A 21939-nucleotide genomic window follows, 5' to 3' on the forward strand; every position below is an offset into this window, starting at 1 on the left:
TTATATCATTTTAGCTCATTAGTCACTATAGATGTGCTATTATTTAAACGCAGCTAAAAATCGCAAGTCATTGTTATACAAAAGCCTTAAATCATTCAGGCCATATTTAATCATCGTAAAGCGCTCAACACCCATACCAAAGGCAAAGCCTTGATATTTTTCTGGATCAATGCCAACATTCTTCAAAACATTTGGATGCACCATGCCGCAACCCAAGATCTCAACCCATTTGCCTTTGAGTTTAATATCAACTTCAAAGGATGGTTCCGTAAATGGAAAGAAGCTCGGCCTAAATCGTATCTCTAAATTTTTATCATCAAATGCATGCTGGAAAAAGTTTTCCAACGTACCCTTGAGGTGTGACATGTTTGTGGTTTCATCAATCACCATGCATTCAAATTGATGAAACATCGGCGCATGCGTTGCATCCACATCGTCCGCGCGATACACACGACCAATGGAAATCAAACGCAATGGTGGTTTGCGTTGTTCCATTGTGCGAATTTGCACATTGGATGTATGTGTACGAAGTAATTTTTCCCCAATATAAAAGGTGTCATGACTTTGTCGCGCTGGGTGATGTTTAGGAATATTCAAAGCATCAAAATTGTAAAAATCTTCCTCAATTTCCGGCCCTGTTTCTAACGTAAATCCTTGTGCCAAAAAATGTTGCTTAATCGTTTCAATAGAATGTGTGAGCGGATGCAATGCGCCTTTTTTTGCCAAGCGTGGCTCAAGTGAAATATCTATACTTTCTGTTTGTAATTTCGTATTTAACTCTTGCTCTTCTAGTTCAGCTTTTTTAGCATTATAGGCTGCCTCAAATTCCTCTTTTAATTTGTTGATCTCTTGTCCTTTTTGCTTTTTCTCTTCCCCATCTAACGCACGCAAATCTTGGTACATTTTCGTAATAGTGCCGCTTTTGCCTAGATGTTGTACTTTTTCATTTTCTAAGTCTTTAAGGGTTTTGACAGATTCGAGCATGTGTTTTTTTTCATATAAGCTTTACCTTATTTATAGGATTATTTCGGGGATGAGTGCAAATGAACAAAAGGTATGATATACTGAAAAAGCAAATTGTAACACAATAAACAATGTCAAATTCCTGCATTAGACAAATTATTTTAAGCATCGCAATTTCTTGGTGTTTGCCGCTGCTCGCTTGGTTTATCACGATGGAAATGAGCGCATCTTCATATTTTCAGTCAACTTTATATGCATCAACTGAACTTCCAAATGCAGCTCCAGAAGTATTCACGCGAAATGATGCACGGAATGCATTAAGACCATTTTTTAGAGACTATTCAGATATGCGAGATGTTAATATGGAATTTGTGGTCGATCAGTGGTTTTTACCTGGCGGAGCAGGCAATTCCACAGAACCTAACTTGCAAAATGTTTTAGATGATTTAGCGCCTTGGCTTGCACAAGCAGCAGGACACCAATATAAAGGACAAAATTTATCAAGCTTTTTAGGATATTACTTTGGCGGCATCGCTAGAGCAAATTATCAGCAAACTAAAGCACGTATATTAGCGCTTCCGCCTGTTTTGTTTATTGATCATATGGCTAACCCTATAGCATTTTCAGATATCCTTCCAGTGCTCATCTCTGAAGATATAGCTATACTCATGTCATTTTTAAGACTTATATCAAGCGAAAGAATTGAGGATTTTGCAGAAATTTTTTATTTAGTTCGATCTTTCCATACTTTTTCAGAATTAGAAGATGCGTTTGCAACGGTCAATGTTATTGCTGCACAAGGAAATTATAAAAGAATTTTTTCACGTCACCCAGATAATAAATTTCGTGTCATGGGTCTAATTAGAGTTACAATAGATAAACTAAAAGAGCAAAGAAACTACCGAGGCAGAGAAAGTCTTTCTCCTTCCAATACCAATGAACTTATTGATAGGTTTTATACGCTTTTAAGATGGATAGATGATGACACATTTTCTGTGAATAATTTTACTAGCTTAAAAGGTACATTTTTACAAATATTACAGCGCATCCCTCATGAAGAATACAACAGGATCTATCAGATTTTTATTCAGTTGAAACATATTTATCAAAATGCACGTACATCTTTTGAAAGACCTATAGAAGATCATGACAAAGCTAGAATATTAGAGCAATTGCTATTAGCAGACACACCAGATAACGAACGCATGGAACTGAGAGAAAAAATGCTTGAAACATTTATGAAGCTACAAGCCGCGCTTCTTGATCCTTATTTCCAGGATCGTATTTATGAGGATGGGCTTTGGTTTTTAAGCAAGAGAATTGCTCAAGACAATACAGATTTAGATACCGCTCTAAGATGGTTCAATCTAATAAAACAAGAACTCTTTGGAGATATACACAACGTATCTTTACATAGAGAGCTTCTAGAGAGTATTCTTTACAACGCAGTGGGGCCCATAACATTATCTCCACCAGAAGATAAGACACGCACCTTAAATGAGAGTGACATAAATAAAGTTCTTACAAAAATACGTCAGAAATTTCCGGTCATTAATGAGCAGAATATAACGGACGTGAGAGTAAACATAGGAGAATTATTTCATAGTTGGCAATTCCTAAGACAGTACAATGAAAGGGAACGAGAAGAGAATTATTAATGCATAAAAAAACTTGTCAAAAACATAAAAAATATACACTTGCACATAAAATATGATATAATGGATCAAACGATTGAATAGATTATGTTATGTCAAATTCTTGTACGGGTCAGATTATTATGAGTATCGCTATATCTTGGTGTTTGCCGCTGTTGGTGTGGCTTTTAACAATGGGAATAAGCGCACCCACATATTCTAAACCAACCCTATATGCATCAACTGACTCAATACCTCATGCCGCTCCGTTTGAGAATAATCCTTATACGTCATATGAGGCTATAAGCATCGCGCGCAGTTTCATTCCATACTTAAGAGACCATACCCAAATAGATAATGATAAACTTCTTGATAAAACAGCAGAAGGCCTGACAAATCAGTGGTTCAATGCAGTTTCAAGAGATGATGTATCTAAAATCAATACGATTCTTAGCGGTTTAAACAAATGGCTTATGACCTCTGACCAAACCCGGTATAATTTTGACCGATTCTCAACTTTTTTAAGCGACTATTTGAGTCTTATAGCTGAAAACTTACCCCATTGGGCTGAGTATCAAGGAGACTATAGAGGAGAAGCTTATGATAAAATAATAAAAAATCAAGCTTACATCTCGCCGCGCATTTTTATCGAAAGAGAGGAGAGTTTAAGTTTACTTAAACTGCCTGAGGATTTTGTTAAAATCGCGGCAGATTTTGAAAGCATTGATGGAATTACACTCATTGCCAATGAATGCTATCGCGCCGCCTCCCTCAATCCTGAATACATGACTAGCACTATAGAACTTATGCAGTCCCCTAGAATCCAAGCCATCCTCGATTCTGCACAACAATCTGAAAAGCCTCGCTGGCGCCGCGACTTGTCTAGACTAATTTGCAAAGCTATTAATCAAACAAAAGTAGGAAACAAGGATCATAAACTAGAATTTAATGGCGAACACCCTGTTGAGAAAAATCTATCCAAAATTTTAAACGCTATAACAACAAACCCTCTCTTTAAAGATAATATACCTTATAACGTTGACCTCGAAGGGGTGCTTTTCTTAGATCCAGATGAAGTGGATGATATTTTTGCGAAATCTGCAGACTTGAATACCTTACTTGCAGAGTATGTGGGCGATCCAGAAATGATTTTATGGAAAAAGAAAGAATTTTTTAACGCTCTTGTTTTTAATAAATATCCCTATAATACACAACAAGAAAGATCAGAAGTGAGAGAAAAGTTTGTTCGCACAATTCAAAAGATTGAGCCAGTTATAAATCCTGATAAAGAAATTAAATATTTGGAAGATGAGTATTTTTACACAAAGCTTCTTTCAGAGAAGGTTGATTTAGATTCTGTAATTGAGCTATTCTCGGCACTCAAAGAAGTATTGTTCCCAAATTGGAATGACGCGCGCTGGACTAAAAACGCGCTCGATTATATAATTACCGGGAAAACCAAAGCCCTTGAGTTTGATACAGAGGCAATGAAAGATATTGCTTTGGAATTAAAGAAAGAATTTTCATCGGTTAATGATGAGAACAAAGAAAAAGTTTTGAGTAGTCTTATGAGCAAAATTTACTCTAGATACGTGTGGCAAACTGAAGACTAAACAGAGGATGGCTTGATTGCTTTCCTTTATGTTTTATTCAAACCCTCTTCGGGTGTTTTACTCTCCCCCGCTTTTATGCAAAAATAGACAATGAAACGAACCGTACAGCAACACTATGTCTAAAGATAAAGATCAGTCTTATAACGAGCTTGAGCAAGCTATTGCCGATGAAGCTAGAATGGCGAAATGGCGCAAATTGTGGAATCAATTTGGCCTGTATTTGATTATTGTTGTGGCAGTAGTTTTGGCAGGTGCAGCATTTGTCTCCTGGCGCAGTAGTGCAGCACAAAAAGATGCGGTGACATATTCTAACCTTTATGAAGAAGCGCGCATGTCTTTGATGCAGGGTGAGGTTGGATTTGCTGTGCAAAAACTCAACACAATTGTTGAAAAAGGTCCAATTAACTATAAAACGATGTCTCAATTTTTGTTAATTGAATATTATCGCTCTATGAACAATGTCACAAAAATTCTAGAAACATATCAAGCTATTATTAACAACAGAAAAACAGACAGTTTTTATCGTGAGTTGGCTCAACTGAATTTGATCCGTTTTAAGATCGATCAAGGCAACACATCTAACAAAGATCTAGAAGGTTTTGCCGGCGAACTTGCAAAGCTAAAGAATGAACATGTGAAAAAAATGGCGATGGAAATTGAAGGGTATATTTATTACCTACAAGGTGACCATGAAAAAGCACGCTCAACATATATTGGATTGGCGCAAACACCTGGTATTGATCATGGTATGCGTGAACGCGCGCAAGCAATGGTGAGGTTGATTCATATGGAAAGACAAAAGGATGCGAAGAAGTAAAAGAAACGTCATGGCGAGGCCCTTTAGGGCCTTGGCCATCCATATGAATCACCACGTCGCTCCGCTCCTCGTGATGACGACTGCGATTCTCTCGCTCACAAGCTGCGCGCAAACCCTCGACACCATAGTGCCACCACACAAAAAAGAAACTTACATTGAAAATGTCATTGTTGATCCTATAGAAGCAAAAAAACCTTTTGTATTTGAAACAAAAAACACTGTGAAATTAAGCGATAGACCGCAACATATTTCAGTTGGGCATAAATCCAAAAACATGGTGTTTGATAAAACCTTCCTATATGTATTTTCCTCCAATGGAATTGAGCGTTTTTCTCTTAAAGACAAAAAATGGATATCACCTATCGAAATAAAAGGTGATTTTAAAGAGCCTGTCTTGATGAACAAGAAAGATAATTTCATGGCAATTGTTGGGCGTGACGGGCGTGTGGTTATTTTGGATCTGCAAACCGAAAAAATTATCTTTGAAAAAGATCTGGGCATGGCTATAAGTTCGAAACCCCTTATTGAAAAAAATCGTATTTACATTCAAACCGCTGGCGATATGATTTTATGTTTTGACTTCAAACAAAATAAGGAGTTGTGGACCTATAAAAACAGATATGCTTCAGGATATCGCATAGGCTCTTCACCAATTTTATACAAAGAATTTTTTATCACAGGCTTTACAAATGGTGACTTTAGTCTAATTAACAAAGACACGGGGCTTCTACATTGGAACGATTCGCTGTATGGGCAAATCAACTTAATGGGAAACAACTTACTGCATGTCACATCACAACCTATTGTTGAGAATGATATTTTATATGCCGTGGGAACGGACAATAATTTATCTGCATACAAGGCGTATGATGGGCAAGTGATATGGAGCAAGAATATTAGTAGCAATAGAGATTTGCTTTTAAATGGTGACTATATTTATATCTTAGATAAATACGGCATGCTTGTATCTGTGAATAAGAAAGATGGTAATATTCGCATGGTGACAAACCTCAATCCGAAACTTGACACACCTATCAACTTTACGAATATGGTGTGTGTAAATGATCGTATTTTTGTTTCCTCACTGCATAAATATTCATCCAAAGGTGCATTTATTGATCCAAAGACTGGTGCTATAGAGCGCGTTGTAGATTTTGGTGAAAAAGTGCATGATATTGGCGTTGCTGGCGAACAATTGTTTGCGTTAACGAAGGGTAATTTGTATGTCCTGTAGATCACGCGCATCGTCACAGACCGTCGTCATGGCGAGCGAAGCGTTGCCATCCATGGATCACCACGAAGCTCAGCTCCTCGTGAGGACGATATACTGTGCACTCCTCATGATGACGACCACCTTCGATACGGAAAAGGGGACAGTCCATGATTAAAATCGCACTCGTAGGACGTGCCAACGTCGGAAAGTCCACACTATTCAACTGCTTTTCTAAAGAGAAATCTGCCATTGTGTATGACCAACCTGGTGTAACGCGCGATCCAAAAAAAGAATTGATTCAATGGGGTGACTATTCATTCTATTTGACAGACACGCCGGGCATAGATCTTTATGAAGATGAACTCTTAAAGCGACAAGTTTTAAAACGCATTGAAGAAGAAGCTGAAGACGCAGATTATTTGTGGCTCATGGTTGATGGGACAGTCGGATTAACAAGCATTGATCGTGATGTCGTAAAATTAATTCGCAAATTTGGCAAGCCTGTCATTGTATTGGTTAATAAGGTTGATCGCAAAGATTTTGATGAGCTAACATTTTATGAGCTAGGGTTTGAGCATGTAGTTGCCGTTTCCGCAGAACATCAAATTGGATTGCACGATATTTTTGCCCCTATGGACGCGCAACGTTTGATGGAGGGCTCTATAGCTGAGCGACGCAGTCAGATTGCTGTGCTAGGTCGTCCAAATGCTGGAAAATCCACGTTTATTAATGCCATTTTAGGTGAAGATCGACAACTCACAGGAGATATGCCTGGATTAACACGCGAGTCCGTGAAATATCCATTTGATTTTCATGGCGAAGCCTATGAATTGATTGATACGGCTGGTATCAAGAAAAAAGCTAAGACCAAAGAAGACTTAGAGAAATTAAGTCTACGCGCAAGCTTTGATACGCTTCAGTTTGCTGAGTGTATTATTTATATGATTGATGGCAAGCAAGTTTCACAATTTGGACTGGATCAGCAGGATTTAGCTATGATTTACAAAATCCTAGAAGAAGGGCGTTGCCTTGTTGTATGTATGAGCAAATGGGACGAAGTTAAAGATCCAAAGATGGTACTCGATACTGTGAAACATACGCTTATGATTAAAGGGTTTTCATATGTTCCTATTGTGCCAATTTCATCGTTTGAACGCTTTGGTGTGAGTAAAATTTTTGATGTTGTAAAAAGAATGCTGCAGTTTTGGAATAAACGCATCAGCACAGGTAAATTAAACTCCTGGTTAAAAGAGAGCGCTTTAGAAGTTGCCCCACCCTCTCATGGCGGCCGCGCTGTAAAATTGAAGTTTGCTACACAAGTCAAAACACGTCCACCGCGCATATGTGTGTTTGTGAACGTTGTTCACGATGGATTGAAAAAATATGAGCGCTATTTGATGAATCGCTTTCATAAAGAGTTTGGATATGAGGGTGTACCTGTAAGAGTGTTTTTTAGAGCAACGAAAAATCCATATGTTGCTGAGCAAACATCATCTTAAACAGAGCAAATTTGATCACTTGGTAAAATGAAACCCAAAAAACAACCGAACAATAGATAACTTTGAGTCAAACTTACAATCACATGTTCTATTTTTCCACGCACCTATGGGATGAATATAATATGATTTAATGCCTCTGACTTCTCCAGCAAAAGAACACCAATCCGTTAGGCGATAACGGGCACCAATACCACCTAAAAATCCGACGTTAAAAACCAAAGAACATATACCTGCTATATTTCCAGCAAAAAGCGTTGCGGGATTAACAACGCCATACACACTCCAACGCTCATTAAAAAATTTACCGAAGCGAAATTGTGTTACACCTAGATCGCCCTCTATACCGCCTTTTAACAGAGTAACTTTCTCTGTACCTTGCACATCTTTAGGATGAAGAGTTGCCCAGTTAAAACCTGTAACTCGGCCAAGGTAGCTGTAATGAATTGAACCATGTGCACTCAAAAAATTCCATTCACAAAAATAAGTAGACCTTGAAAAAAACTGATACCCAGCTTCAAAACCAACACCACCTATGAAACCTTCTTCATCTTTGTATGATTCTTGAACTGCAGTAGACGGATGAATTTTAACAGTTGATCCATCAGCCTTTATAAAACCCTTGCCAAAATTTCCTAAAAGATCAAACGTAAAATTTCCCGCGAATAAAAACATAAATTAACGCTTGGAGAATTGGAACTTCTTACGTGCTTTTGGACGACCAGGTTTTTTACGCTCAACCTCACGTGCGTCACGCGTCAAGAAACCAGCTTGCTTCAATGTTGGGCGAAGCTCTGGGTTGAATAACGAAATGGCTTTGCTAATACCATGCCTCAAGGCACCAGCTTGACCAGATAATCCACCACCTTCAATTGTTGCAAACACATCAAACTCTTGGTTTACACGCTCAAATGGTTGGTGAACCATCATTTGCAAAGTAGGGCGTACAAAATACTTATGCGCTTCTTGACCATTCACGCTCATTTTGCCTGTGCCTTTTTTGATCCAAACACGCGCAATGGAGCTTTTTCTTTTTCCTGTTGCATAACTTCTGCCAAGTTTGTCGAGCTTAGGTGCTGCAATTTCTTGATTATCAGATAAACTCATTATTGATCTCTCCTTATGTTCTTCTCATTCATCATAGCAACATTCAAAACTTCTGGTTTTTGCGCTACATGTGGATGATCTGCACCTGTGTAAACTTTCAGGTTACGCATTAATTGATTTCTCAATGGGCCTTTGGATAGCATTCTTTCAACAGCTTTTTTTACAAGAGTTTCAGGATGATGCCCTTGAAGACGCTCCTTCGCGTTCTCTTCCTTAATTCCGCCAGGATAACCTGTGTGACGATAGAATACTTTATCTTCCATCTTTTTGCCTGTAAGATGCACTTTATCTGCATTAATTACAACAACATTATCACCACAATCCATGTGCGGTGTATAAGATGGTTTGTGCTTACCTTTAAGGCGCATTGCAATCACGCTTGCCATTCTGCCCAACACGAGATTCTCAGCGTCTACAAGCACCCATTTCTTGTCGATTTCTTTCGCTTTCAATGACTTTGTATGCATTATTATAATTTTCATATGCGAGTACTAAGTCAGTATAGAGCATTTTATGTAAAGCATGCAAGAAAATTTAGAGACGTCATTATAGGGTGCAAATCTATCCCGTTATCACGAACGGCAAGTCAACCTCGTCATCACGAGGAGCTTCGCTCCGTGGTGATCCATAATAGATTGCCACACGCTCTAACGAGCGCTCGCAATGACGGAGTCCTACGTTACTCGTCGCGGGCTGAGCTGTGAAATTCTATCCCAAGAGATATTCGCTGACGAATTGTTCTTGAGGACAAAAACGGCTTAAATATAGGCTCTAGCTCTTTAATATCATCTAGTCCTTTTACATCCTTCGCCCATCGTTTCGCTAGGGCATAGGCCGCATAATAACCATCTAGATAACTAATCTGAACATTATATTCTGCTACAAATGATGTTCGAGGAGAAAGTCTATACGATGCTCCAGCACCTAAACCAAAACCTAAACCTATAAATGGAAACGTATATCCAAAACTTTTAAAAATAGCATTCACATCTTGAGTCGTAAAAGGCTCTTTGCGCGCAGCCTCCCAACGAAAACCACCACTTGAAAGAGTAGTTGTTTTCTCGGGAATAGTTCGTTTACTCTTATAAATCCGATAGATTCCATAAAGATCCTTAAGATTTGTTGACATCAATACACATGGGGAGACGCTGCCATAAAATGACCATTTGTCTGAATAAATCTTTCCCACTCTAAAGTTAGTGAAAAACGAAAAACCTTTAGAAAAGTCAAAAAATCCCCAATCTAAAAACCACTTTTGAGATAACATAAAGCGATATCCTAAACCGCAACCAACACTCCAATTAAAAAAATTCGACCATTTACCTAGCTGTTCCAAGGTCTTTTCGGCATTATCCAGCACAGTCATTGCCATTTCTTTTTCCTCTGCATTAGTACTCACGGCTGCAGAAGCGCGCGCTAAGTCTATACCCGTCTTAGACAAAAAATCATCGAGCGTTAAATCAACGTTAAATTTCTTTTTTAACTCTTCTTCAAAATCTTTTTTAAATTTGTTATCTGATGAAAGAGCTGAGGAAGGCCCAAACTTACGCGGCCCTTTGTGAAGCCCACCAAAGTTTCCGTTAACACCAAAATAAAACCCGTTTGCAAATAAAGTGAATAACATAAAATTTCAAATTTCCCTCTTTTTTTTTTCAATGTAACAGAAAACATTATAGATCACCAAGTTGCTATGCTCCTCGTGATCTGATTCATCCCCACGAATTTTCTAAAATCCAAAAAAGTCTTAAACGCTTAACCATGCAAGCTTTTCTTCTAGAGAAATTGATAGAAAAATATAAGGACAACGACCGTCATGGCGAGATTTTCGAAAGAAAATCTTGGCCATCCATCCGTCTTCGCAAATTTTGCCTTCAGCAAAATTTAGCTACGACGAGATTGGTCGAGTCGAAGCGTGTGAAGTGGATGTCTCGCCGAAGCTCTTTAGAGCGTAGGCGGACACCTCCACGGATCACCACGTCGCTGCGCTCCTCGTGATGACGCCTGCGCATCGTGGGGATGAATCAGCTCGTGATGACGGAAATAGTAGATTCTCGTGATGACAGAAGTGGTAGATTTTTCAAATAAAAAGTCCTATACTGCCTATGTAAGGATATAAAAAATAATATTATGGCTAATCATAAAAGTGCGGAAAAAATGATCCGCAAGATCACAAAAAGAACGGCTGTGAATAAGAATAGAAGATCTTTGGTGAAGACGGCTGTGAAAAAAGCTGAGGTTGCATTAGGTATAAGAGTTGGTTCTACAGCTCCAGCTTTGGCGCCAACTGAAGCTAAGCCAGTTTTGGTAGCAGCAGAAAGGCAACTGATGCGCGCAGCACAAAAAGGTGCGATCAACAAAAAAGCAGCATCTCGCAAAGTTTCAAGATTGAACAAGAAGTTAAAAACTCTCGCGTCTTAACACATAACGTCATCACGAGGCACGAAGTTGCTGTGGTGATCCATGGATGGCCACGCCACCTTCGCTGAAGCTGCGGCCGGCTCGCCATGACGACCTTCATTAGAAAGAGGTCCAATATGTCGCAAAATTCTCCCGAAATCGCAATCATCGGCGCAGGCCCTGTTGGATTATTCTCTGTTTATGCCAATGGCATGATGGGGTATCGCTCTTACCTCTTTGATTTCCAAGAAGAACTCGGTGGCCAATGTGTCTTATATAAAGACAAGCCAATTTACGACATCCCCGCCTACCCCAAAATCACAGCAGAAAAATTGGTGCGCAAGCTGAAAAAACAGCACAAACCCTTTCGTCCTGAATATCGCTTAAAAGAGCAGGTTCTGGATATTCAAAAAACTGATGATGGATTCACGTTAACAACGGACAAAGACACAGTCAACGTAAAAGCTGTTGTGATTGCTGGTGGTATCGGGGCATTTGGCCCGCGCAAACCGCCATTGTCCAACATTGAAGAATTTGAAGATAAATCTGTGTTTTATCATGTGTCAGATAAATCTATGTTTAAAGATAAAAATATTGTCATCGCCGGCGGAGGTGATTCTGCCGTCGATTGGGCGTTAGAATTATCTAAAATTGCTGGGCAAGTATATTTAGTACACCGACGCACAAAGTTTCGTTGCCACGATTCTAGTGAGCAAGCGTTAGATAAATTGATTGAATCTGGGAAAGTGATCTTAAAAGCACCTGGGCAAGTGAAAGCATTACATGGAAATGATGGTGTTTTAACGCAAGTGGATGTGCAAAACATTCAAGATGATAGCATTGATGCGATAAAAGCAGATTTCTTTTTGCCTTTTTTTGGATTATCTGCTGATTTGGGGCCTATTTTGAAATGGGATTTGGATTTGAAAAAAGATATGATCCCTGTTGATGTTACAACCATGCGCTCACCTAAAGAGGGTATTTACGCCATTGGCGACATTGCACATTATGACAATAAGCAAAAATTAATTGCGATTGGATTTACAGAAGCATTTACTGCTGCTCACAATATTCGTGCTTATTTGAATCCTGGAAAAGTGTTTCACTTTGAGTATTCTACGACGAAGGGTGTGAAGGAGTTGTAGAAGCTTCGTCATGGCGAGCGAAGCGTGGCCATCCATCCGTCTTCGCTAATTTTGCCAAAGGCAAAATTTAGCTACGACGAGATTGGTCGAGTCGGAGCGTGCGGAGTGGATGTCTCGCCAAAGCTCAAAGAGCGTAGGCGGGCTATCTCTCTATGGATCACCACGTCGCTCCGCTCCTCGTGATGACGGCTCGACATTCGTCATTGCGAGATTTTCGAAAGAAAATCGTGGCCATCCATGTTTTTCTTGATCACCACGCCTTGCTACGCAAGGCTCGTGATGACGGTAAATTTTGTGCTCCTCGTGATGACGGTAAATTTTGCGCTCCTCGTGATGACGATACGCTGTATGCCCTTCGTGATGACGATATCATCGAGCGGCCCACCACGTTCCAAATTCTCCTGTCAAAACCAACTCTGTAATCGCCCATACCAATGCATCCATGCGATCTGCTGCACGGCCAGGTTTGTAGCTAGTGAGTTGTGTTTCTAACGCATTGAAATATTTACGGTGAACCACCCTACCCTGCTCATATAACGCAATCACAGGTTCTGCACGTGTTATTTTGCTGCGCTTTGCTACAACTTCTTTGATGGGAAGTTCAGCACCATTGTGAATGTGAAACAATTCTGTAATCAGCGAACCACCTTGATTGACTTCTACAACCGCAGCATCTGCTTGGTATTTGTGATACGCGTAGCATGCTTTTTGCACCCACTGGCATGGAGTGTAATTTCCGCTGAGATCTTCCAAAACATACACATTACCTGCATGAGATAATCCACATACAATGATGCCTGTTTCACATCCATCTTTGGTGACAGCTGGATCTAAACCAATAACAATACGTTTCAATTCAGGAACTTTTGGATTGTGCTGAAAGTATGATTGTTTAAATAATGAAAACTCATCTTCATGAAATAACTCACCATATAACTCCTGCGCACCCAAACGCGTTTTTGCATAATGCGTTTCCATATTTTGGATAAATCGCGCACTAAGATGTTTCTTGTTTTCAAACGTGGAGCCTGTTGTCACAACTGTGCCACGCAGGCGCTGCAAATCATGCAGAAGTTTTATGGGTTTTGGAGTTGTTGTGATGATGCATTTGGGTTGAGCTGACATGCGAAGTGTTAACTCAACTTGTGTCCATAATTCCTCTGGATATTTGAATTTTGCTAACTCATCAATCCACACTGTATCAAACTGCGGACCTCTCAAGGTTTCATACTGATCGCCACCAAATAGCTGAATTCTAATATCAGATTTTTTCCACGTAATGAGACCTTCAGTTTTGCGATAATGATATGCTTTTGGCATATTCGAACTACTGAGCAAACCGCTCACACCTGCTACCATTACACGATGCGCTTCTTTGATAGTTTGACCAATTAGGGCAATATTTTTAGCCTTACCCTGCTCCATCAATGACACAATACTTTCTGCACCTGTTTTGGTTTTACCAAAACCACGCCCGGCCATAATAAGCCAGACATAAAAATCATTGGGCAACCTTTGCTTATCGCGTGGCTGCCACCTTTGCGCAAATGTCATTTGGTGAATTTATGAGGAAATGTTTGGATTTACGATATCATGAAATGAGATGTTTTTTTATTGCTGAGAAATTTTTGGGCTATAGTCTGACGTCATCACGAGCCTTGTGTAGCAAGGCGTGGTGATCCATCACAGATTGCCACGCGTTCTTACGAACGCTCGCAATGACGGGCTCAGAGCCGTCATCACGAGGAGCTAAGCGACGCGGTGATCCATGGATGACCACACTCCGCTTGCCATGACGAACTCGATAGTTTTTGACAACCCAACCACAAAAAAATCATAATACACTATACAATCTTCAACTTTTTCCTATGCAGCCTATTCGTGGTTTTCGAGACCTTTTGCAAAACGATTTCAAAACATTTTCCGAAATCAAAACAATATGCGAAACGATTGCAAAGCTATATGGATATGAAGGCATTGAACTACCTATCGTAGAATCACTTGATGTGTTTAAGCGCACGTTGGGTGATGTCAGTGATGTGGTGAATAAAGAAATGTTCACACTAACAGATCGTCATGGGGAAATATTAGCCCTTCGACCTGAGGCAACTGCTAGTGTCGTGCGCGCATTAATTTCGAATAAGCTTACACAAGATTTGCCGCAAAAGTTTTTCTATCAAGGGCCGATGTTTCGTTATGAGCGTCCGCAAAAAGGTCGATATCGTCAGTTTTATCAATTTGGCATTGAGGCATTTGGTGAGAAAGATCCATATATTGATGCTGAGATTATTTTGCTGGCACATCGCATTCTTGAAGATTTAGGTGTGAAAGGATTTAAGTTTGAGATCAATACCATTGGTGATGTTGCATCACGAAAAGCTTACAATGATGCGCTGATTAAATATCTTACCCCGCAAAAAAACGAACTGTCTCAAGATAGCCAAGAGAGATTGCTTCGAAATCCTTTGCGTATTTTGGATTCTAAAGATATGCAGGATCAAAAGATTTTGATGAATGCACCAAAGTTCGAGGGTTATTTAAATGAAGAATCTAAGGCGTTTTTTGAATCCGTTTGTGGATATTTGGATGCTTTTGATGTGACGTATCACGTGAACTCCCGTTTGGTGCGTGGATTAGATTATTACACACATACGGTGTTTGAATTTACGCATGAAGATTTGGGTGCACAGTCAGCCTTTTTAGCTGGCGGACGATACGATGGCTTGGTGTCCACCATGGGTGGGCCGGATATTCCTGGCATTGGATTTGCGATGGGGATAGACCGCGTGATGTTTTTAAGTGAAGTGGGTGATGTTAATGCGCCTGTTATTGTGATTCCGTTTTCTGATGATTGCTTAGCATATGCGATGGATGTATGCGAAACGTTACGTGATAACGGTGTGATGTGTGAAGTGTCGTTTAAAGGCAAGTTATCTAAAGATTTGAAATATGCTGAAAAACGTCAGGCTGAGTATGCTTTGTTGATTGGTGAAAATGAAGTTGAAGCGTCTACTGTGACGCTGAAATTTTTGGGGAGTGATGAGGGGAATCAGACAAAAAGTGTGGGTGAAATTCTTGATTTTCTAGCCTTGTAAATTACTGAGACCGCCCAGCATCTCCACCCACAGAACTTGTTGAAACTGCTTCAAGCTGCAGCTGAAGTTGCAAGTGAGGGTCTGCGTTGAAGTGCTCTTGCGACTTTCCATTTCCTGGCGATGGAAGTAAATTATTTTGTTCCAACCTCTCTATCCCTATAAAGAATTCCTCAAAAGCAGCTAAATTTTGGGACGTTCCAAAAGCGTTAACTAACGCTTGAAGAGCGGGCGTATTCTGCGTTGTTCCTGTTAAACGAGCCAAAATAGGAGTCAAACCTTCCCTGGACGCAAAAGCTTGTTTAAAAGCTTCAATCAATTTTTTGGCAACTGTTCTTTTTAAAATGATAGTTTTTTTCGCAACCGCAGCTTTTGCGCCCTTAACTTCCGTTTCGCGATCTTCAATTTCTTTAATAAAAGATAAACTCTCTTCAAGTAACCCAACCCACACATTGGGCAGAACGTATAAAGCAGGCAATTGAGCTATATCATCTTGGGTAAATTTAGTTGCATATGTATCTTTCAGGTAAGTTGAGAGATTTCTTAAACATGTTAATTCTTTGGCAGAAACTGAATCATTTGAGCACACTTCGTTAATAAATTTTTCCACAGCATTCTTTAGCGCTTGGTCGTTAGTTTTTAATTTTGCAGCATCTATTAACTGCGCTTTGGTTTTTCCCTCAGTCAATACAGGGAAAAATTCTTCAATAAAGCGTATAGTCTCATCTTTGTTGCTATTTAAGGAAGGATTAAATATTCTCTCTACATCATTTTGTATAGATAAATCTGTTAGCTTATCTATAATCCCTAATGCGCCAGTCAGTCCATTTTCCCATATTAATCTTGCTATCAAAGTACAAATCACCTTCCGCAATTCCGAATAATCATCAAAAAATCTCGCACCTTCACAATCAAAGCTACCCGCTTTGTTCTGTGGCATAATATCTGTTTGAACAAAATCAACCAGTTTTCCAAACGCAACATCTTGAACGTATCTAAATGCAGAGCTAACCCTATCCTGAAGCATTTGCGGTGTAAAAGTTTGCGCGCCCCATGCAATCCAACTCCCTATAGTGTTGCTTTGCTGCGCGACTTGTTGTGCGTCATTCGCCTCTTTGCGTATTATATTTTCTATGTTTTGAACTATACCACTGCCTCTTTGATCTTCTATTTTAGCTTTTGCTTTCGTTAATTCTTTTGGCAATTGCTCAAGGAACTTCAATGGAATAATTTTGCCTGGATCGAATTGATCTAACGTTTCATCTGATTGAGCGCCTAAAATTCCTCTTTGCTCAGCTGGTAAAGTCTTAATATGCGCTTTTATTAAAGCAAGTGTAATAGCAAGAGAGGCTTGATTGAAATATTCCTGCAGTGCTGCAGTACAGTCCACAACTTTCGAAATATTAGCGGTTTCTTGGAATGAAACTTTTAGATTTCCTGCGTTTAGTTCTGCTTTTACAACTTCTATAACGCCTGCATCTATTAATCCTGCTGCAAGCTCGTGTGGCAATTTTATTAAGTACTTAAAAAACTCAATACTGTTAATTTGCGTTCTTGCAGGCAAATCTGCAAATGTTTGTAAAAATTCTTGCAATCCATTGGTCTTTGATTGATAAAGAGTATTATAAACATTCATAAACAAGGAGTTTGTCGGTTGGGGAGCTGCGTCAGCAAAGCTGGCTGCAACAACAGCCCTATGCATAAGCGGGGAACTGGATTGCATTATAGCATGCTCTCTCAACGCATCGACGGACTCTTTTTTTGCAGCAGGAGAGTGAGGGTATCGATGAAGCATAGATGCAAGTTCAGCATGTATTCTTAAAAATCGATCTGAAGTTAAAAAATTCTCTGACGAGCTCTGAGCTAACGCATGAAAGGCATGCCACTGTGTTGCACGAGCTAGCACATGAGTATGATTATCTTTATACTTTTCAGGCTCCGTTAGATGGTGTTTTAATAACACTCTAAGCCCTTCCGCTCTTAAAAGACTAAAAGCCTCATTTGTTTCAGGGCTTGAATCGCTTTTCTTATACGCCTCACACCATTCAAAATAACGTGCAAATATCAATCTTTGTTGTTCAGGGCGCAAATTTTGCATTAAGTGATTATCCTCAACATTAATGCCGACAGCCTCCTTAATATAGCCCATATCGTCTACGGTCGGAACTTGAGTTGTCGTTGTAGCTCCTAAAAAATATAAAAACATAATAACCTCCTTGGTTGTTTGTTATGACCAGAGTCTGCTTTGTTTATAGGTTTTTTTATTTACTCTGTCAAGTGTGTGGAAGAAATGCAGCGTTATCCTAAGAGACTTTCGCATACAATAAGCACCGTCATGGCGAGCAAAAGCGTAGCCATCCATATGGATCACCACGTCGCTTCGCTCCTCGTGATGACGATATACGCGACAAGTTCACTGAAAAACAAGTGAATTACATTGTAAACTCCACACCGATTAGTGCGCGAAATCCAGAATAACGGTATTTAGTATCATATGCATTTGATTCGGATTTTAACTCTCTTTTTCTGTCTTTTGTAGAAGTGCCATGAAGCTTAACAAACCAGCTTAAACGCTCTTGGATTTGATGCTTAAAGAGCACTCCTCCAAAAAGCCTTTGTCCATAAGATTTATTGGTATCAAAGGTTAAGGATGTATTTGGACTTCCGCTTTCAAACTCTATTTTAGCTATCCTATCCCAGAGCATTTCTCCACCACCAGAAAAACCCAGTGTAATCTTGTTAAATTGCAAACCTGCAATTAATTCCCCTCCAACAAAATACGGCAAATTAAAAAATTCTTTATGCCAAAGAGGGGCTATGGCATACCCGCCAAAAACGTTCAATTGCACCAAAAACTTTTCAAAAAAAGTATGACTTGCCCCCAAATAAGCGGAGGCAAAAAATTTAAATTGCTTATCCTCTTTTTTCAACTCATAGGACGGTTCAAGAGCAGTTGGTGTAGAAGATGGTACTGGTGCTACTACAACCGGCGTAGGAGCCGCCCCTCCTGGGATGGGCGCCATCTTTTTTTTCCCCATGGGAAATGCAGAAGGAGCCTTAGGCACAGCACCTCCAGACGGTGGAGTTGGCACAGATGCAGGTGGTGTACCTGTAGAAGTAGCTGAAGTTTCTTTCTGCTTTTCAAACTCGCTAATCACGCGCAATAGCCTCTCAGCATCGCCTTGCAATCCAATATGAAAGTTTACTGCTTGTAGTAAAAACATAAAGCTCATACTTCCTCCTTATACCCCATTATACTATGCCTTTAATCAAAAGGCAAATTTCCTTGTTTCTAAAGGCTCATATAGCGTTTTTCATGGTAGATTGAAGGAAAAGCATACATAACATTGATTTATGTCTAAAACGGGCTCTAAAACGATTTATTTGACGTTTTTCGAGCTTGTAAATCCCGGATTTTTTTGTCACCCTAAAATAGAATCTCATAAAATTTTGGTGATGAGAGTCCGGACTTTGATTCTAGCCAAATGCAATGAGAGCTACAATAGGGATTGGTGAGAATTTTAATCTTTTTTCATACCCAATCCAATTGAATTTTAGGGATTTTATGTTTTTTCTTTTTGCCCAACATCTCGTATTTGACGATGAAGTCGAGTTATTTTGCAATGAAATTGTCACCACGATGTCCAAAGAAATGGGGATTAAGAACAAAAAAATCCCCGTTTATCTCATGGATACCGAAGATGTGAATGCAGCAGCGGCAGGGCATGGCATCTTGCTAATTCACACAGGGCTCATTGCAGAATGTAAAAATGCAGATGAATTTATAGGTGTGCTTGCGCACGAACTTGGGCATATTCAAAAAGCGCATACGTTTTATTTTTACCAGGCTGGCAAAGCTATGAACATTGCTTTGAGCGCTGGATTTGGTCTTGGTCTTATCTTGGCGCCTCTTACAGGCGGTCTTTCGCTGCTTGTCTTACCAATTATGGGTGCAGGAGGTGCACAAAGCTCTATTTTATCTTACATGCGTGTTCATGAGTTTGAGGCAGATCAAATTGCTGTGCAAACTCTCAAAAAAATGAATTGGCCCACAGATGGACTACGCACATTTTTGCAACGCCTCAAAGAACATGATTATTTAATTGAACTGACTGGACTAACGACGCATCCCTTAAGTAGTGACCGCATCAGAAGAATTGAAGAAATGTCAAGAGGCGCAAAAGGCACCCTCAGTTCTGATATACATAAAAAATTTTCACGCATTCGCGCAAAAGTTATGGGCTACATGCGGAAAAACGAAAAAACTGAAGACTTATATGAAAAAACACAGGCTTTGTATGTGCGCCGTGATTTTGCAAACGCCTTAAAAACAATCGATCAACTGCTAGAAAAAGATAAAAATGATGTTTTTTATAAAGAAATGAAGGCTGACATTTTGTTTTTAAAGGGTGATATTGAAAATGCACACATTATATATAAAGAGATTGCAGAGCAAAATAAAGATCTTAAATATGTACCCATGAAAATTGTGTCCTGCGTCATATTATTAAAGTCTGACCTTGATGCAGGATTGGCAATCTTGGCGCATGCACGCGCTAAAGAACGCGCCTCGCCTTATTTATGGCATTTAACAGGACATATATATAAGTTAAAGGGCGATATCAAGACAATGTGGTTTTGTCGTTGTCAGGCTGCGTTTTTAGCGAAAGATATGACATTTGTGAAAAAGCATATTGATAAGGCAGATACGGATGTTTTTGTTGACTTATATAAAGAGATGAAAGAGCTTATACGTTGAGCTCAGGTCTTACGCGGCCACTTCTATCTGTGAGCGCTTGAAAAATTTTTACTAATTCAGGTCTTTCTTTGGGATCAAAACTTAGCATACGTTTGCAGAGCATTTGAATTTGGAAAGAATAATCTGGAATATATCCCTTTATAAAATCAAAATCCTTTCGTTCTTGGATCGCTTTAGTGATATTTCTTTCCTGAAAAGGAAATTCTCCATACATCATCACAAATAAAATTACACCTAATGAATATACATCACACTTATAATTGTACTCAGCGTCATTACTCAGAACCTCTGGCGCAGCAGTCGCTTTTGTTCCTACCCTTCGAGTAAGTTTTTGCAAATCTTCAGTTTCCGAATTTGTTGAAAGTCCCCAGTCTGCTAAAACAACTCTCTCCAAAATACCACCTTCTGCGAATGTTAAAAATATATTTTCAGGCTTAATATCTCTATGGATAATTCCACGAAGATGTGCAGTAGCTAATATACTAGTCAATTGGGCTATAGCTGTTCTCACCATATTTTCTGGCAATATTCCAGTTTCACGCTCAAATATAAACTCATACAGATCCATAGAATATCTAGGCATTACAAGAAGTGCTTGGAGAGGATCTAGATGCACTCTTAATGTCTGAACATTATAAGGGTGATCCTGCAAAAAAAGCTGGTTTTTAATTTCATTCATAGTATCGCTCGTGCGTTTTAAAGCTTTCACCACATTTCCATCAATTAAATAAAGAGGATATTTACTTAGAACGTTTAATTTTTGCACGCCAGTTTGAATTAAGCGATGGGTTGTATCTTCCTCCATATCTACCGTATCAAACCCTGCATCTGTGCTAAATGTTAGATTTGGATTTGATGCAAGCATGCGTTGACGAAACGCACCAAAACTATGTTTAAAAGCAAAAGAAAGTTTTACCCCTCCAATAAAACAAAATGCTATGAATGGATTGGGGTTATTTACATGCTGAACGTCTATGCAGCCATCTTGGATATGAGTCAAAAAAGCTGTGGCTTTTTGATGATCAAGCTCTAGAGAGTCTAAAACTGTGAGCATTTGAGGCCTTTGAATTTCTTCTCTTTCTTGCAATGCAGCAAACTCTAAATCCAATCTTGCCTGATATTCTGTTGCAAACAATGTCGCTACTCTAGAATCTTCTTGCGTTATAGGCACGTTAGGAATCCTTGACTGCAAAGGCACTTTTACTTGCGTATCAACAACTGTTGTTGCAACTATAAAAAACATTATTTTTTTTATTTTTAAAGTGTGTGGACTTTTTTTATAGGAAATGTTTTTTAAGTTTCAAGGAAAACATTGTCATCCTGAATGAAACAAAGGATCTTTTTGAGTTTATCTGAAGAAGGGCCTTTACTCGCTACGCTCATTCAAGAGGACAGCGCCTAACTAAAGGAGTTGCCGCACCCACATGAAACAGTTGCGTTTGGATTCTTAATCACAAATCGCTCACCCATAAGATCTTGAATAAAATCTATGGTACTGCCATTAATCAAATCTAAAGAGGCTTGGTCGGTAATGACACTCGCATCATTCTTTATATATATAATGTCTTCATCTCGTTTTTCATCCAACTCAAACGTATATTGAAAACCAGCACATCCGCCTCCAAGTACGCGAAGACGCAAAGCTTTTCCCTTGCTAAGTTTTTTAATTTGTGCAGCGGCACTTTCTGTGATGTGGAGCATAG

General features: G+C 39.3%; 19 protein-coding genes. 9 read left to right on the plus strand and 10 right to left on the minus strand.

Going from position 1 to position 21939, the window contains the following annotated elements:
* Positions 1–39: 39 nt before the first annotated feature.
* A complete protein-coding gene (gene pheS, locus H6850_01205; protein ID USO02590.1) occupies positions 40–984 on the minus strand; it encodes a phenylalanine--tRNA ligase subunit alpha in 945 nt (314 codons plus the stop codon).
* A 110-nt stretch (positions 985–1094) separates the two neighbouring features.
* On the opposite strand from pheS, the gene H6850_01210 reads away from it, so the two are divergent.
* From H6850_01210 to der, 5 genes are all read left to right on the plus strand, one after another.
* A complete protein-coding gene (locus H6850_01210) occupies positions 1095–2621 on the plus strand; it encodes a hypothetical protein (protein ID USO02591.1) in 1527 nt (508 codons plus the stop codon).
* A gap of 89 nt (positions 2622–2710) precedes the next feature.
* Entirely contained in the window at positions 2711–4210 is a 1500-nt protein-coding gene (locus H6850_01215; protein USO02592.1) for a hypothetical protein, read from the plus strand.
* A 115-nt stretch (positions 4211–4325) separates the two neighbouring features.
* Entirely contained in the window at positions 4326–5027 is a 702-nt protein-coding gene (locus H6850_01220; GenBank protein USO02593.1) for a tetratricopeptide repeat protein, read from the plus strand.
* Between the two features lie 73 nt (positions 5028–5100).
* Complete coding sequence (locus H6850_01225) at positions 5101–6261, plus strand: PQQ-like beta-propeller repeat protein (GenBank protein ID USO02594.1); 1161 nt, start codon at positions 5101–5103, stop codon at positions 6259–6261.
* A 146-nt stretch (positions 6262–6407) separates the two neighbouring features.
* Positions 6408–7739 carry a ribosome biogenesis GTPase Der gene (der, locus tag H6850_01230; protein USO02595.1) on the plus strand — a complete coding sequence of 444 codons (1332 nt, stop codon included), beginning with the start codon at positions 6408–6410 and terminating at the stop codon, positions 7737–7739.
* 15 nt (positions 7740–7754) lie between these two features.
* On the opposite strand, the gene H6850_01235 is transcribed toward der, so the two are convergent.
* The 4 genes from H6850_01235 to H6850_01250 form a co-directional block, all read right to left on the minus strand.
* The gene (locus tag H6850_01235) at positions 7755–8411 is read right to left on the minus strand and encodes a hypothetical protein (protein ID USO02596.1); all 657 of its coding nucleotides are present in this window, start codon (positions 8409–8411) and stop codon (positions 7755–7757) included.
* A gap of 3 nt (positions 8412–8414) precedes the next feature.
* Positions 8415–8843, minus strand: a complete 429-nt coding sequence (gene rpsI, locus H6850_01240; GenBank protein USO02597.1) for a 30S ribosomal protein S9 — start codon at positions 8841–8843, stop codon at positions 8415–8417.
* Entirely contained in the window at positions 8843–9310 is a 468-nt protein-coding gene (rplM, locus tag H6850_01245; protein ID USO02598.1) for a 50S ribosomal protein L13, read from the minus strand. The genes rpsI and rplM overlap by 1 nt, the downstream gene beginning before the upstream one ends.
* Before the next feature lie 212 nt (positions 9311–9522).
* Positions 9523–10467 carry a hypothetical protein gene (locus H6850_01250; protein USO02599.1) on the minus strand — a complete coding sequence of 315 codons (945 nt, stop codon included), beginning with the start codon at positions 10465–10467 and terminating at the stop codon, positions 9523–9525.
* 503 nt (positions 10468–10970) lie between these two features.
* Here H6850_01250 and rpsT point away from each other — a divergent pair.
* Together rpsT and H6850_01260 are read left to right on the plus strand one after the other, a co-directional pair.
* On the plus strand, positions 10971–11261 hold the full coding sequence (rpsT, locus tag H6850_01255) for a 30S ribosomal protein S20 (protein ID USO02600.1): 291 nt from the start codon (positions 10971–10973) through the stop codon (positions 11259–11261).
* A 116-nt stretch (positions 11262–11377) separates the two neighbouring features.
* The gene (locus tag H6850_01260; GenBank protein ID USO02601.1) at positions 11378–12385 is read left to right on the plus strand and encodes an NAD(P)/FAD-dependent oxidoreductase; all 1008 of its coding nucleotides are present in this window, start codon (positions 11378–11380) and stop codon (positions 12383–12385) included.
* Between the two features lie 369 nt (positions 12386–12754).
* On the opposite strand, the gene H6850_01265 is transcribed toward H6850_01260, so the two are convergent.
* The gene (locus H6850_01265; protein ID USO02602.1) at positions 12755–13939 is read right to left on the minus strand and encodes a DNA-packaging protein; all 1185 of its coding nucleotides are present in this window, start codon (positions 13937–13939) and stop codon (positions 12755–12757) included.
* Between the two features lie 314 nt (positions 13940–14253).
* On the opposite strand from H6850_01265, the gene H6850_01270 reads away from it, so the two are divergent.
* On the plus strand, positions 14254–15480 hold the full coding sequence (locus H6850_01270; GenBank protein ID USO02603.1) for a histidine--tRNA ligase: 1227 nt from the start codon (positions 14254–14256) through the stop codon (positions 15478–15480).
* A gap of 1 nt (position 15481) precedes the next feature.
* On the opposite strand, the gene H6850_01275 is transcribed toward H6850_01270, so the two are convergent.
* Together H6850_01275 and H6850_01280 are read right to left on the minus strand one after the other, a co-directional pair.
* Positions 15482–17683, minus strand: coding sequence for a hypothetical protein (locus H6850_01275; protein USO02604.1), 2202 nt, complete (start codon positions 17681–17683; stop codon positions 15482–15484).
* A gap of 226 nt (positions 17684–17909) precedes the next feature.
* Positions 17910–18701, minus strand: coding sequence for a hypothetical protein (locus tag H6850_01280; GenBank protein ID USO02605.1), 792 nt, complete (start codon positions 18699–18701; stop codon positions 17910–17912).
* A gap of 341 nt (positions 18702–19042) precedes the next feature.
* On the opposite strand from H6850_01280, the gene H6850_01285 reads away from it, so the two are divergent.
* The gene (locus H6850_01285; GenBank protein USO02606.1) at positions 19043–20236 is read left to right on the plus strand and encodes a M48 family metalloprotease; all 1194 of its coding nucleotides are present in this window, start codon (positions 19043–19045) and stop codon (positions 20234–20236) included.
* On the opposite strand, the gene H6850_01290 is transcribed toward H6850_01285, so the two are convergent.
* On the minus strand, positions 20226–21479 hold the full coding sequence (locus tag H6850_01290) for a serine/threonine-protein kinase (protein ID USO02607.1): 1254 nt from the start codon (positions 21477–21479) through the stop codon (positions 20226–20228). The genes H6850_01285 and H6850_01290 overlap by 11 nt on opposite strands.
* Before the next feature lie 155 nt (positions 21480–21634).
* Complete coding sequence (locus H6850_01295) at positions 21635–21937, minus strand: iron-sulfur cluster assembly accessory protein (protein USO02608.1); 303 nt, start codon at positions 21935–21937, stop codon at positions 21635–21637.
* Positions 21938–21939 lie beyond the last annotated feature (2 nt).

The organism is Alphaproteobacteria bacterium, from assembly GCA_023898745.1.
Classification (GTDB): Bacteria; Pseudomonadota; Alphaproteobacteria.